This window comes from Halomonas sp. CH40 (genome assembly GCA_041875495.1).
In the GTDB taxonomy this organism is placed as follows: Bacteria; Pseudomonadota; Gammaproteobacteria; order Pseudomonadales; family Halomonadaceae; genus Vreelandella.
In genome coordinates this window covers 3323372-3336778 of sequence record CP112982.1, presented here as the reverse complement: position 1 = coordinate 3336778, position 13407 = coordinate 3323372, and the positions used below count along the sequence as shown (strand labels likewise).

Genomic DNA, 13407 nt, shown 5'->3' with positions numbered 1-13407 from the left:
CAGGAGAAAGATAATGCTGCTAACCCGCAAACATAGCGTAACGACTCTCGTTAGCCTGGCAGGCTTTATCGCTGTGCTATTGATGAACAGCGTTCAGGCGCATTCAGGCCATGCCCCAACGCAGGTACACAGCCATCTGGGTAGCCCGATGATGTGGTTGATGCTGGGCGTTGCCGCCCTGGGGCTCACCGCCGCCGCCCTGTTTGGGCACAAACTATGGCGTCAGGGGCGTGATGCCAAGGTGGCGCAGAAACACCGCTAAGGCTACTTTCTTGAGGATCCGACGTTAGTCGACGGGCTCCAGGCGATAGCCATACTGATAAACACTCTTGAGACGCAAGCCATGCTGGCCGTTGAAGGCCAGCTTTTTGCGTAACCGGCTAAGGTGAGTATCAATCGTTCGGGTCGTAATGTCAGCGCTGATTCCCCAGATAATCTCAAGAATATGCTCGCGAGAAAATAGCTGGCCAATATGCGATAAAAACAGCGCTGCCAGGTCATATTCCCGTGGGGTCAAGGGGATAGTCTGGTCATTCAATAAAATGCTATGACTGTGTGGGGCCAGAGTATAGGAGCCAAAGGACAGATTCTCGGCAACCATACCCTTGTTGATATCAGCCCGGCGTGCCAGGGCGGAAAGGCGCGCTCGTAGCTCAGCCGGGCGGATAGGCTTGGTCAGAAAGTCATCTGCGCCGCACTCCAATGCCATCACCACATCGTTCTCACCCTGGCTTGCGGTAATGAACAATACCGGGCCCATCCAGCCAAAATCCTGGCGTAACCGTTGCACTAGGTGCATCCCGTCTGCATCTGGCAGGTACCAGTCGATAATCAGCAAATCAAAGGTCTGCTTCTGGAGTGCTTTTAACAGCTCGCCAGCGCGCTCAAAAGCGTCAACGCAGGTGTGTTTATCACCCCAGTTTTTGAGCGATGTGGTGAGAAAGCGACGTTGCAGCGGATCATCTTCGAGTATACCGATATGCATGAGCCTGCTCGTTACCCCGAAAGGGAATGATAATGTTTAACGTTCGAGTCGGTGACTCGGGAGTGCCGGAAGGCTGGTGCCAGGCTGCGCTCAGTGGGCAGCGTCATCAGACCAGCGCTGCCAGCTCATTGCTGGCCGCCTGTACCGAGGCCTGCAGGGTGTCTATAAGCTCATCGTTGGGCACCTTGCCTGCCTTGAAATCCTGATCAATCGCTTTGGCCACGGCTTCAATACGCGTTGCGCCCACAGAACCCGCCGACCCCTTCAGGGTATGCACCTGACGGGCGAGAGTGTCATCGCAGCCTTGGCGCAGTTGCTCTGGTAATTGGGCAAACTCATCGCTCAGCTGCTCGTGGAACATGGCCAGCACTTCACGATAAAGTTCCTCATCGCCATCGGCATAGGCAAGCCCGGCGCTGGTATCAAATTCTTGCAGGGTGTCGAGTGTCAGGGTCATAAGTGCTCTCTTCTAACCGCACGTCTTGAAAATGTACTTGAAGATTAATGAATGCGACGATGTTTATCGTTATAATATTAACAAACATTAACAAATAACGCGTCGAGAGAGTTTACACTAATCGCAACTATTATTTTCACCCCCATTTGCGATAACAGCATTGAGGTAACCGCATGGCGCCAGCGCAGACGCTACTTGTTGTAGATGATGACCCGACCGTGCGCCTGTTAACATCGTCGGGCCTTAAAAAGCGCGGCTATCAGGTCATTCAGGCGGCGGATGTAGAGCAGGCATTGGGCCTGATGCAAGAAAGCAACCCGGATCTTGCCCTGGTGGATGTCAGTATGCCGGGGCGTAACGGCTTTGAATTTGTTCAGGCGGTACGTAATGGTGAAGCGGGCATTGCCAATCAGGAGCGGCCGCTCTTGATGCTGACCGGTTCCGACGATGTCACGTCGATTGATCAGGCATTTACGTCGGGAGCCACCGACTTTATTACCAAGCCGATCAATCTGCCGCTGCTGGTGGAGCGGGTCAAATATGCCCTGCGCGGGGCTGAGCGCGAAAAAGCCCTGCGCGAGGCACAGATGGAGCAAGCCAGTGCCTGCAAGCTGGCTCGTCTGGGGTTCTGGCAGCTGAATTTCAGCAATGATGCGCTGACATGGTCAGAAGATGCCGCCGAAGTGCTGAACTGCACTGCGTTGCCGGAAAATCGCCAGGCCCTGCTGGTGCTGCTGAATGATACCGACGGGCTGCGCCTGGATACCGCGCTGGAAGCTGCCCGGGAAGGTCAGGAGGGCCTCAACCTTGAAGTCACCCTGTATCTGGGCCATGCCGAACGTGTTGTGCGCCTGCAAAGTAGCCCCAAAACCCAGGAGGGGTTCCTGATTGGCGCCTTTCAGGATGTCACTGCTTTGCGGTTATTTGAGGATAAAGCGCTCTACCTTGCCGAATATGATGGCCTGACCGACCTGCCCAAGCGACGCTTGTTTTTGAACCTGCTGGATGAGCAACTGGAAGACAGCAAACAGGTGACCTGGTCGATCGGTGTGATTGATATCAGCCGCCTGCACCGGATTAACGATGCGCTGGGGATTGACGCCGGTGATCAGGTACTGGCCATGTTTGCCCAGCGCCTCAAACAAAGCCTGGGCCACGAGGCTCTGATTTGCCGTCTGGAGGCAGACACCTTTGCGGTGGCAATGCCTCACACGGATAGCAAGCAAATGCAGGCCTATTACCACAACTGGATGCAGCCGCTGGCCCGCGCCCACAAGGTGAAGGGTGAAGAGGTCTTCGTTGATTTCACCGCGGGTGTCAGCCTGTATCCTCAGGATGGCAGTAACAGTGATGAGCTGTTGCGAACGGCCCTGCTGGCTCAGCGTTTTTGTCGCCATAATGCGGGCAGTCAAAAGGTGATGCTTTATCACGATGTTGAAGCCTTTGACGATACCAATGCCCTGAGCCTTGAAAATGACCTGCGCAAAGCGCTGGGCAACCGGGAGTTCTTTCTGGTTTACCAGCCGCAACAGCAGCTTTCCAGCGGTCGCTTTATCGGTGTTGAAGCCTTGCTGCGTTGGCGTCATTCCACGCGTGGGGTGGTATCGCCCGGTGAGTTTATTCCTTTGCTGGAAGAAAGCGGCCTGATTATTGATGTAGGTGACTGGGTGGCCGAAGAGGCCTGTTGCCAGTTGGCGCAGTGGCAGGCTGAGGGCGTTGAGGTTGCCATGGCAATCAATATCTCGGCGCGCCAGTTTGAGCAGGCCGGGCTTGCCAAGCGTCTTGCTCAGTATGTGGCTGAGTATGATGTAAAGCCCCAGCAGCTGGAATTGGAAATCACTGAAAGCACCGCCATGAGCAATCCGGAAGCCACACTTGCGACCCTCTATGAACTCAAGAAGTTGGGGTTCAAGCTTGCCATTGATGATTTTGGCACCGGCCACTCATCCTATGAATACTTGCTGCGCTTTCCACTTGATACGCTAAAGATAGACCGTAGCTTTATCATTGATGTCGCTGAAGCGCGTCAAAATCGTGCCATTGTGCGTTCACTGACGGCTCTGAGTCAGGGCCTGGGGCTCAAGACGGTGGCCGAAGGCGTAGAAACCCAGCGCCAGCGTGACTATCTCGATGCGCTTGATGTGGATGACGTTCAGGGGTTTCTGCTGGCCAGACCCATGGAACCGCAAGCCTGCCTGGCTTTCCTGCAGGCCCATGTCAAAGCAGTCGTGGCCAACTGATACGGCCAGGGAGCGTAAGTCAACGGCTGCTCGCGACTCAATAACTAATAAATAGTGGCTCACCAACACCATTAAAATCACCACCCTAAGACTTGGCTTACCAACAGGAAATCACGATGCAATTACAATTTGATTCCAGTGGAACTGTGGAGGGGTTTGCGGCATCACTACAGACGTTGGCATCCCAGGCCGACGTCGCCGCCATACTGGTATTGGCCTGCGATGAAAACGGCTGGCAGCCGGAAGACGTTGACCCTCTTTTGCAGGCCGCTGAGGTGCCGGTATCCGGCGGTATCTTTCCGCAGATTGCCTATCAGGGCAGTAACCATATCAAAGGGACGCTACTGGTAGGCTTGGAGGCAGCGCCCGAACTTGGTGTGATTGAAGGGTTGAGCGATGCGGACGCCGAGTACGAAGAAGCGTTGCTGCCATTGGCCGAGCGCTGGCCTGAAGCCAGTGGCGAGCAGACCTACCTGGTGATTGTCGATGGGCTGGCATCGCGTATCAACGCCTTGATTGAAAGCCTGTTTTACACCTTCGGGCTGGAAAACAATTTTATTGGCGGCGGTGCCGGTTCGTTAAGTTTTGAAAAGCGCCCTTGCGTGATCACCCCGCAGGGCCTGAAAAAAGACGCGGCGCTGATTGCGCTGCTGCCGGTACCCAGCAGCATTGGCGTTACCCACGGCTGGGAGCCGGTCAGCGAAGCGTTTACCGTCACTTCCAGCGAGCGCAATGTGGTAAAAAGCATTGACTGGGAGCCTGCTGCGACCTTCTACGCACGAATGATTCATGCCCACAGCGGCCAGGATATCAGCCTCGACAACTTCTTTTCCGTGGCTAAATCCTACCCGTTGGGTATTTCGCGGCTAGGGGCTGAAATGGTGGTGCGCGACCCCTTGATGATGAACGAACAGGGCGAGTTGACCTGTGTGGGTGAAGTGCCGGAAGGCTGTATGATCAAGCTGCTTAATGGTAACCCGAGCACCCTGATTGCCGCAGCAGCCCATGCCCGCGAGCAGGCCATGGCCGAGCACCAGGGCTCAAGGCGTACGTCAGCTGACTGGCTGCTGATTGACTGTATCTCCCGCGTGCTGTTTCTGGGCGATGACATGACCCAGGAGCTGGAGGCTGTCGGGCAGGGCGAATCAGTATTCGGCGCCTTCACGCTGGGAGAAATTGCCAACAGCGGTAGCGATTACCTGGAGTTCTATAACAAGACGATTGTACTGGGCGTACTGGGTTGATCATTCGCTCAGGGGTGCCGTCAGAACGGCTAGGTACTGCCGGGAGCCAGCAGGTATGGCATCAACACGTGGAGAACAACAGGTTGGAAACGGCGTGAACAAGCTGGCAGAAACCGAACTACTGTATGAGATTTCTTTGTCGATCGGACAAAGCCTGAACCTTGCGCCCATGCTGACCCAAAGCGTGGGCACCATGGTGCGTGCGCTGAACTGTGTCAGTGCCAGTGTACTGCAGTTCACAGCGCCCTCTTCACCAGAGCCAGGTCAAAGGCTGATGGCGGGCATGGCCGAGCAGGAGCGGCTGAGCTGGAATTATGCGCTATGCATTCCCCGCACGCTCAATAAGCGCCCTGAACATCAAGCGTTTATTGCTAGCCTGCAATTGCCTGAAAACCGCCAGCAACTGGCTGATTTTTCGGCCAGCCTGCCACTGCGTATTGTTAACCTTAACGGGGAGGGCGAGCGCTACGTGTTCGCATTGCCGGAATTTGGGGTACTGCTGCTACATCGCAAAGGTGAAGGGTTTTCACACAGCCTGCTGATGTCGCTTGCCAAGCTGATGGAAAAACTCGCCGTTGCCGCCCGTGCCTGCCTGTATGAAAGCGAGTTGCAGCATCAGATTGAGCAGGCCAGGGCCGCCAACATGGCCAAAAGCCAGTTTCTGGCCAACATGAGCCATGAAATCCGCACGCCGATGAACGGCGTTATGGGCATGCTGGAGCTGGTGCTGGAAACGTCACTGGAAAAAGAGCAGCAGGAATACCTGAATCTGGCCCGGGTTAGCGCCGAGCATCTATTGGAAATCATCAACTTGCTGCTGGATATTTCCAAGATCGAAGCCAACAAGCTGGATCTGCGCCTTGAGAGCACCGATCTCTACCACTATTTGGGGCAGGTGATTAAAGCGCAGGCACCCAGAGCCATGGTCAAGAACGTCAAGCTGTTCTACCACCTCGACGACGCCTTGCCGCGCTACGTATGGTTAGACCCGGTGCGCTTCCAGCAAGTGCTGAACAATCTGCTGGGTAATGCGCTCAAGTTTACTGATAGGGGCCATGTTCGCCTGGATGTGAAGCTGACACCTCAAGCGCTGGCGGAACACCCGGATCAGCTTGCCTGGCTGACGTTCAGTGTGACAGATACCGGCATTGGCATTCCTGACGGGCAGGTGGACAGCATCTTTGAAGCCTTTGAACAGGTTGACAGCAAGGCCAATCGGCGTTTTGAAGGCACCGGCCTTGGGTTAGCCATTACCCGCCAGTTGGTGGAGCTGATGGGCGGCAGTATTTCTGCCACCAGCCAGCTGGGGCAGGGCACCTGTGTGACCTTTGATGTTCCCTTGACGCTGTCGCAGCCACCCGCGAAGGCCATGCAGGCCACCTTTGATGCGCAGCGCCACCGGGTGCTGTTTGTGGAAGATGAACCGGTGGACCGTGATGTCTTCAGCGCCATGATGAAGGCGCTGGGTGTGGAGTTTGAGCTTTGCAGCAGCGGCCCGGAAGCCTTGTTCCGCCTGCGCCATGCTCAGGATGACGACCGCCCGTTCAGCATGGTACTGGTGGATGTACATATGCCGGGGATGAGTGGCTATGAACTGGCCGCCAAGCTGCTTGATGAATCCCTGGTGGCGCCATCAGCCCTGTATCTGGCGACCTCTTCAGCCCTGGCAGGTGATACCCAGCGCTGCACGGAGTTGGGTATCCCAGGGTATCTGACCAAGCCGCTGACGCTTGGAGACCTTCAGCAGGTGCTGGCCGAGAGCGATGCCCAGACCCGTGCAGGGTTACCCCCGATGAAAAAGGATGCAGGACATGAACCGCAGGTGCCACTGGATGTTTTGCTGGTGGAAGACAATCGGATCAATCAGAAACTGGCTCTCAAACTGCTGGATAAACTCAACGCAAAGTGCGAACTGGCTCTGAATGGGCAGGAAGCGGTGGCAAAAGTCCGCGACAGCCGTTTCGATATTATCCTGATGGATATCATGATGCCGGTAATGGACGGCGTGCAGGCGACCTATGCCATTCGTGAGTTTGAACGCCTCAATGACTTGCCGCAGACACCCATCATTGCCCTGACGGCCAACGCCATGAAAGGCGATCAGGAACGTTATCTGGCGGATGGTATGCAAGGCTATGTCACCAAGCCGATCAATTTCCAGCGTCTGAAAAGTGAGATCCTGCGGGTCTATCAACCACGGGCAGAACGCTTGCCGCTGGCTGCCTCTGACGCCATGACGCTGGATGATTTCCTGGCATTGGCCGAGCCTTCTGCGGACCCTGACTCCCCCAAACCATCTTCTCACCGCAGTGCTGATACAAAGTCGTCAGGTCCGAACTCGGTGTGAGCGCGTAACGTTGCAAAAATTTGCATTTCAGCCTTCAAAATCGCGTAGGATAAAACGTTGAAAATTGTTAAGCAGTGTTGCTTTGTGGTTTCATCAACGCCTCAGTAACGCTGTTTCAGCGCCATGTTCAAACGCAATTTCAAACACAATTTCAAATACTGTGCCAAACGAGGAAACTTCTATGTCTTTTTTACGGCCTTTCCAGCGCACCGCGCTATGCATGCTGTATAGCGCTGCCGTGTGGGCAGCTATGGTATCGACCAGTAGCGCGCTGGAGGCGCCCACCGGCCAGGCGGTACTCACCGTCAGCGGTGATATCGGTGCAACCAATCAGGGCGAACGGGCGGTGTTTGACCATGCGATGTTCTCTGAACTGGGCATGCACACCACGGTGACGGCAACACCCTGGCATGATGAAACCATTACCTTTAGTGGCCCGCTGGCAAGGTCAGTGCTTGAAGCCGTTGATGCTCAGGGCGATAGCGTGATTGCGATTGCCCTGAATGATTACGAAGCGGAAATTCCGGTAGCAGATTTCTATGAATACGACGTTATTCTGGCCACCCATGCCAATGGCGAGCCGATGAGCGTACGCGAACATGGTCCGGTCTTTGTTATTTACCCTTTCGACAGTGACGCTGACCTGCACCAGGAAATCATCTACTCGCGCTCTGTCTGGCAGGTCAATCGGTTGCTGGTGCCCTGAACTTGACACGCTGAGGGCAATACCGAATGGCTTGGATGAATATAGGTCGTATAAAGACATTTCTGTGTTCCATGATTCGCGAGCGATTCTGGTCTGTACTGGGAATCAGCGTGCTTTTTCTTGCCTCCATGACCTTGGGAGGTATCGCTCTATACAAGCACCAGGCCTCGGACAAGCGCCTGCTGGAAGACGCCTTGTGGGCTTCCTATCAGCTTGATCGTGAACTGCAGGATGTACGCATTGCCTTGCTCAAGGCGACCCCGGACTCCTTGGCAGAGCTAACGCTTGCCTACGATATCCTCTACAGCCGCTTGAGGGTTATAGAGCGAGGGCAAGTGGCCGAGCTGATACACAGGGTCGAATTGCGCGGGCATAGCATTGATACCATGCTGGCCGATATCAAGGCGGTGGATGGAACGATGCAAGCGCTGACGCCGGAATCCCTGCCTGCACAGCGCGAAACGCTTGATCAACTGTTCGCTGAAATACAGGAGGCGACGGGTGCCTTGGCGGTACGTACCAATCTGTATTTTGCCGGCCAGCGCCAACGTGACCGCGAAGCCCTGTATACCCTGATACGTTCATCGCTGGTGCTGGTGGCTTTGACCATGCTGGCGGGTTTGATTCTGCTCTTTCAGCTGCGCCATCAGCGGCTATCGTTGGAGTCGCGTCAGCGGGCGCTGAGCGAAACCAATGCTCAGCTGAAAAAAGCCAAACAGCAGGCTGAAAAAGCCAGCCAGGCCAAATCTGATTTCATGGCCGTGGTCAGTCATGAAGTGCGCACGCCGCTGAATGGCATTGTCGGCCTGACCGACCTGCTCGAAGAAGAGGTGGTACGCACTGAGAAAGGCCGCGACTACCTGAACACCCTGCGCGCCAGCACTGAAGCGCTTTCTACCGTGATCAACGATATTCTCGATTATTCACGTATTGCCGCTGGTAAGCTGGCATTGGCGCCGCGGCCGTTCTCGTTGGACAAGTGTTTGCATACGCTTTGCTACAGCTACCGGCTGCGTGCTGAAAACACCTCGGTGATGTTTTACTGCGACCGGCCTGAAGAGCTGGGGGTCGTTGTCGCCGACCCGGACCGTTTGCGCCAGGTGCTGATGAACCTGCTCAACAACGCTTTCAAGTTTACTGATGAAGGCAGCGTGGCGCTGGATGTGATTGCCCAGCATCACGCAGATCAGCTGCGCGTTTTCTTCAGCATTACCGATACCGGCTGCGGCATGACTGAAGAGCAGCAGTCCAAGTTGTTCCAACCATTTTCACAGGTAGACAGCTCATTATCCCGGCGCCGCCAAGGCACAGGATTGGGGCTGGTGATCAGCCAGCAGTTGGTCGAAGCCATGGGCGGCCATATCGAGCTGCAAAGCAAACCAAATGGCGGCAGCCGGTTTTCCTTCCAGCTAACCTTTAAAACCGCCGAGCCCATGGCGCCTGTCGCTCCTAGCGAGCCGGAAGCCCCCAGCCTGTGTGCCAACATACTGGTTGTGGAAGATAACCCGGTTAACCAGATGTTGGCGCGCAAGCAGCTCACCAAGCTTGGCCACGCCGTTAGCGTGGTGGAGAACGGCCAGGAAGCGCTCGATATCCTGGCGATCCAACACTTTGACCTGGTACTGATGGATATGCAGATGCCGGTGATGGATGGCACCGAAGCCACCCGGCAGCTGCGCGCACGGGGTGAAACCCTGCCGATACTGGCAATGACCGCCAACGCCATGCCGGAAGATGCCTTGCGCTGCCTTGATTCGGGGATGCAGGCGGTGATCACCAAACCCGTCAAGGTCACTGAGCTGCGCAATACCATTAACCATTACCTGACGGTTGCAAGATCGTAAATACCTACCCAGCCGAGGGGGGCCGTGGTGGTTTGCCACTGTATAAAGGGCTCGCCCTTGGTGTTGCGAGACTCTGATGCAGCCCTCACCGATGATTGATGATTGGAAAAACGACAAGGAGGCGCCTTGGATAAGACCGCTGAATCCGGTTACAGCGTAGCGATTCAGCCTATCTGCGACAGACAGTTTCACCATGTGGCAGATGAGCTTTTATATCGCGCGTCTCCGGGGGCAGATAGCGTCCGGATTGACGACCCGCTGCTGGCAACGGCCAGAGCCTGTGCCACGGCCTTCTACGAAGTGGGCCTGCAGGCGCTGGTCGGTGAGCGCTGCCTGTTTTTCAATGCCACCGCTGAGTGGGTTGCCAACCCGGATATCATGCCTTTGCCCACTCAGCGCCTGGTGGCGGAAATTCCGCTCCATCTGCTGAGTGAGCAGGACATACTGGCGCGTCTTGAAACGCTGCGCGCGCAAGGCTATCGCATCTGTATTGATGACACCTTGCTGCTCAGCGACGGTGATGGGGTGCTGCAGGCGGCTGATTTTCTCAAGGTTGATATCCGCCGTGAGGACGCGAAGGATTGGCCAGCCCGCTACCGCCGTAGCGGCTTGCAGCTGATAGCCACCTTCGTGGAAAGCCGTGCCCAGTTGAAGCAGGCGCGCCTGGCAGGCTTTGATCTGTTTCAGGGCTATGTATTTTCACCGCCCAACCATGTGCAGCCGCTTAACCGTCGGCGCTCCAGCAACCCCGCGGCAGAAATGCAGTTGCTGGCGGAACTGGCCCTGACCGAACCGGATCACGCCCGGCTTGAAAGCCTGCTGGCCCAGCACCCGCATTTATGCAATCTGGTGTTTCGTCAGCTGAATTCCGCCGCTCATGCCAACCTGGTGCGGCCGATCAGCAGCCTGCGCGAAGCCATCCAGCTGCTTGGCACCCAGCGTTTGACCTCCATGGCCGCAGCACTATCGCTGTCGCGCAACGACCCGGTGCAGAGCCTTCAGCTCAGGCAAGTGGTGATTCGCGCTGGGGTCTGTCGTCAGGTTGCCCAACGCCTGAAAGATGTTGACGAGAGTACCGCCTTTACTCTCGGGCTGCTGTCGCTGATTGGGCAGGTAGAAGGTGAAAGCATGCAGTCGCTGATCGGGTCGATTCCTCTGGCAGACGAGGTTAAACAGGCACTTCTCACCCGTGAAGGCAGCCTGGGAAAACTGCTTTTACTGGTGGAGCGTTTTGAACGTGGAGAGCTTGGCCAGCTCAGCGCCAAGATCATCGCCCTGCTGAATGAAGACTACCTGGCCGCCGTTGCCTGGGCCGAAACGCTGCTGAGTGAGACGCGTTAGACAAGGTGGTGCATGGCGTGTGTCCACCTGCTGGCGTACGTGGCCTTGACTGAGCGCATCATCGACACGATGTGCGTGGAGCAATTTTGACAATTCGTGACATTCACAACAGAAATATTGTTTTACAATCCCCTCAATTAACATAATTTTACTGCGCGCTTCCATCATCCAGTCGTCCTGAAAAAGTGGCTGACATGAGTTGCGCTGATCCATAACTGACGTGAATTTTGCTTTGGCTTGGGCTGTGCACCCTGTTCTGTCCGAGCTTTTGTAGCGCCCTAATCGTATAGCTATAAGGTGGCATGCCCATGGCCCTGAAAAAGAGTATGACGACCCGCACGTCTTCTACGTCCCTTCCCCAAGAGAATGACGCCTCCCGGGCGACAGAGCAGCACCGTCGGCGTGCCCGCACGCTGGCTAAGCAGCAACAGTCTGCCGAGCGTGTGGCCAGTGCCGCCCAGCAGCTGGCGGCGGGTATTACGGAATCCGGCCGGGCGCGGGATCAGCTGAGTGAAGCGGTGCAGGAAATTGCCTCCGGTGCGGAACAGGGGTCATCGGCGAGCCAGGAAAGCCTGGCCGCGGTACGCAGTATTGCCCAACAGGTCAAAATGCAATCCGAAGCAGCGGTCTCGGCGCGCAAACTGGCCGAACAGGCCAATCAGCGCGCTGATGAAGCCGGTGAGAAAATTCTCTCGCTGGTGGAAAGCCTGCGTGCCACTGCAAAGCGTCAGGAAAGCTCTCAGGGATTGATGGAACGCCTGGAAGAGCAGGCCGGTGAGATCAATGAAGCTGCGCGCCAGGTCATGCGGATTGCTGACCAGACCAACCTGCTGGCGCTCAATGCGGCTATCGAGGCAGGGCGTGCCGGGCGTCACGGCAAGGGCTTTGCGGTCGTCGCCGATACGGTGCGTACCCTGGCAGAAGGCGCTGAGCGTAGCGCCACCGAAATCACCGATCTGGTCAACAAGATTCGCGAGAAGAGCGACGCGGCAGGCAGTGCCGTCAAGCATTCAGCAGCCTCAGCTAAAGAGCAGATTAAAAACGGCGACGTCATTGAGAAAGGCTTCGACGACATTCTCAAGGAAATCCGCAACGTCAATCGCGGCGCCCGGGATGTCAATGAAAGCGTTGAGGAAGTCAGCCGCGCAGTGGACGACCTTGAGCAGGGGTCTGAAAGCGTGGCCTCAGCGTCTGATCAGCAGGCCGCCGCTGCCGAAGAAGTGGTGAACTCGCTGTCTGAACAGGGCCGGGCGCTGCACGGTGCTGAAGAAGCGGCGACCGAGCTTGAAGAAGTGGCTGATGAACTGCGTGGCAGCACCGATGTGGCCAAGAGCGCCGAGAACGTCGCCTCAACCGCAGAAGAACTGTCCGCTTCGATTGAAGAGCTCAACCGCGGCGCCCGGGAAGTGGGAACCGCGTTGAAGGAAATTCTGGCCGGTGCCGAGCAGGGCGCCTCAGCGGCAGAGCAGGGCCTGGCAGCGATCAGCCAGATTGAAGAGGCGGTCAAGGTCAGCGATAAGCGCGCCAATCAGGCGTCTACCAGCATCACCGCGATCAGCGAGCAGCTTGACGAGAACCAGACCAACGTCAACACCATGTTTGAAGCGATCCGCGACGACCTGGCCGCGTCGCGGCGCAACCTGGAAAACGTGCGCGATGTGCAGCGCCTCAACCGCCAGATCGACAAGATTGCCAATGCCATCGCCAATATTGCCATCAAGACCGGCATGCTGGCGGTGAACGGCGCGGTGGAAGCCGCCCGTGCCGGGGAATACGGCAAGGGCTTTGCGGTGGTGTCCGGAGATATCCAGAACCTTGCTGATGACGCCTCTACCAATGTTGAACAGGTGCAGGATCTGGTGCGCCGTATTCAGGACCAGGCCGACGCGGTTGCCAGTGACCTGGACGCTTCGCTGGCTACCGTGGAAGCCGACGTGGCGCGGACTGAACAGGTGCTCAACGATATTGATGCGCTGGGCAAACTGCGCCGCGAACTGCAGGATGCCGCCACCCGCGTGGATGAAACCGGCAGCGAGATTATCGTCGCAGTGACTCAAAGCAAAAAAGGCATGGAGCAGATTGCCACTGCCGCGGAGCAGTCCGCTTCAAGTGTGCGTGAAGCATCGACCGCTGCTGACCAGCAAAGCCAGGGCATTGAAGAACTGGCTGCATCAGTTGAGGAAATTGCCTCCATCGCCGATGAGATGCAGAGCAACTGATCGCCGCGCCGACAGGAGGGCAGA

The 13407-nt window shown here is 56.5% G+C and carries 10 protein-coding genes; 8 read left to right on the top strand and 2 right to left on the bottom strand.

What is annotated here, in order from left to right:
- The first annotated feature begins 13 nt into the window (after positions 1-13).
- Complete coding sequence (locus tag OR573_15205; protein XGA79806.1) at positions 14-262, top strand: hypothetical protein; 249 nt, start codon at positions 14-16, stop codon at positions 260-262.
- 24 nt (positions 263-286) lie between these two features.
- On the opposite strand, the gene OR573_15200 is transcribed toward OR573_15205, so the two are convergent.
- Positions 287-985 (bottom strand): response regulator transcription factor, encoded by a 699-nt coding sequence (locus tag OR573_15200; GenBank protein XGA79805.1) that lies wholly within the window; start codon positions 983-985, stop codon positions 287-289.
- A gap of 106 nt (positions 986-1091) precedes the next feature.
- Positions 1092-1442 carry an Hpt domain-containing protein gene (locus OR573_15195; GenBank protein XGA79804.1) on the bottom strand — a complete coding sequence of 117 codons (351 nt, stop codon included), beginning with the start codon at positions 1440-1442 and terminating at the stop codon, positions 1092-1094.
- A 173-nt stretch (positions 1443-1615) separates the two neighbouring features.
- Between OR573_15195 and OR573_15190 the strand changes: the two genes are divergently transcribed.
- From OR573_15190 to OR573_15160, 7 genes are all read left to right on the top strand, one after another.
- Entirely contained in the window at positions 1616-3682 is a 2067-nt protein-coding gene (locus OR573_15190; protein XGA79803.1) for an EAL domain-containing protein, read from the top strand.
- A gap of 116 nt (positions 3683-3798) precedes the next feature.
- The gene (locus OR573_15185) at positions 3799-4926 is read left to right on the top strand and encodes an FIST C-terminal domain-containing protein (protein ID XGA79802.1); all 1128 of its coding nucleotides are present in this window, start codon (positions 3799-3801) and stop codon (positions 4924-4926) included.
- A gap of 55 nt (positions 4927-4981) precedes the next feature.
- Positions 4982-7273, top strand: a complete 2292-nt coding sequence (locus OR573_15180; protein ID XGA79801.1) for a response regulator — start codon at positions 4982-4984, stop codon at positions 7271-7273.
- 181 nt (positions 7274-7454) lie between these two features.
- Positions 7455-7979 (top strand): molybdopterin-dependent oxidoreductase, encoded by a 525-nt coding sequence (locus OR573_15175; GenBank protein ID XGA79800.1) that lies wholly within the window; start codon positions 7455-7457, stop codon positions 7977-7979.
- A 110-nt stretch (positions 7980-8089) separates the two neighbouring features.
- The gene (locus tag OR573_15170) at positions 8090-9823 is read left to right on the top strand and encodes a response regulator (GenBank protein ID XGA79799.1); all 1734 of its coding nucleotides are present in this window, start codon (positions 8090-8092) and stop codon (positions 9821-9823) included.
- 126 nt (positions 9824-9949) lie between these two features.
- The gene (locus OR573_15165; GenBank protein ID XGA79798.1) at positions 9950-11164 is read left to right on the top strand and encodes an HDOD domain-containing protein; all 1215 of its coding nucleotides are present in this window, start codon (positions 9950-9952) and stop codon (positions 11162-11164) included.
- A 308-nt stretch (positions 11165-11472) separates the two neighbouring features.
- Entirely contained in the window at positions 11473-13383 is a 1911-nt protein-coding gene (locus tag OR573_15160; protein ID XGA79797.1) for a methyl-accepting chemotaxis protein, read from the top strand.
- Positions 13384-13407 lie beyond the last annotated feature (24 nt).

Coding starts and splice junctions, on each gene's coding strand:
- OR573_15190 (XGA79803.1), top strand. CDS start 1,616: ATGGCGCCAGCGCAGACGCTACTTGTTGTAGATGATGACCCGACCGTG.
- OR573_15175 (XGA79800.1), top strand. CDS start 7,455: ATGTCTTTTTTACGGCCTTTCCAGCGCACCGCGCTATGCATGCTGTAT.
- OR573_15205 (XGA79806.1), top strand. CDS start 14: ATGCTGCTAACCCGCAAACATAGCGTAACGACTCTCGTTAGCCTGGCA.
- OR573_15200 (XGA79805.1), bottom strand. CDS start 985: ATGCATATCGGTATACTCGAAGATGATCCGCTGCAACGTCGCTTTCTC.
- OR573_15185 (XGA79802.1), top strand. CDS start 3,799: ATGCAATTACAATTTGATTCCAGTGGAACTGTGGAGGGGTTTGCGGCA.
- OR573_15195 (XGA79804.1), bottom strand. CDS start 1,442: ATGACCCTGACACTCGACACCCTGCAAGAATTTGATACCAGCGCCGGG.
- OR573_15180 (XGA79801.1), top strand. CDS start 4,982: ATGGCATCAACACGTGGAGAACAACAGGTTGGAAACGGCGTGAACAAG.
- OR573_15160 (XGA79797.1), top strand. CDS start 11,473: ATGGCCCTGAAAAAGAGTATGACGACCCGCACGTCTTCTACGTCCCTT.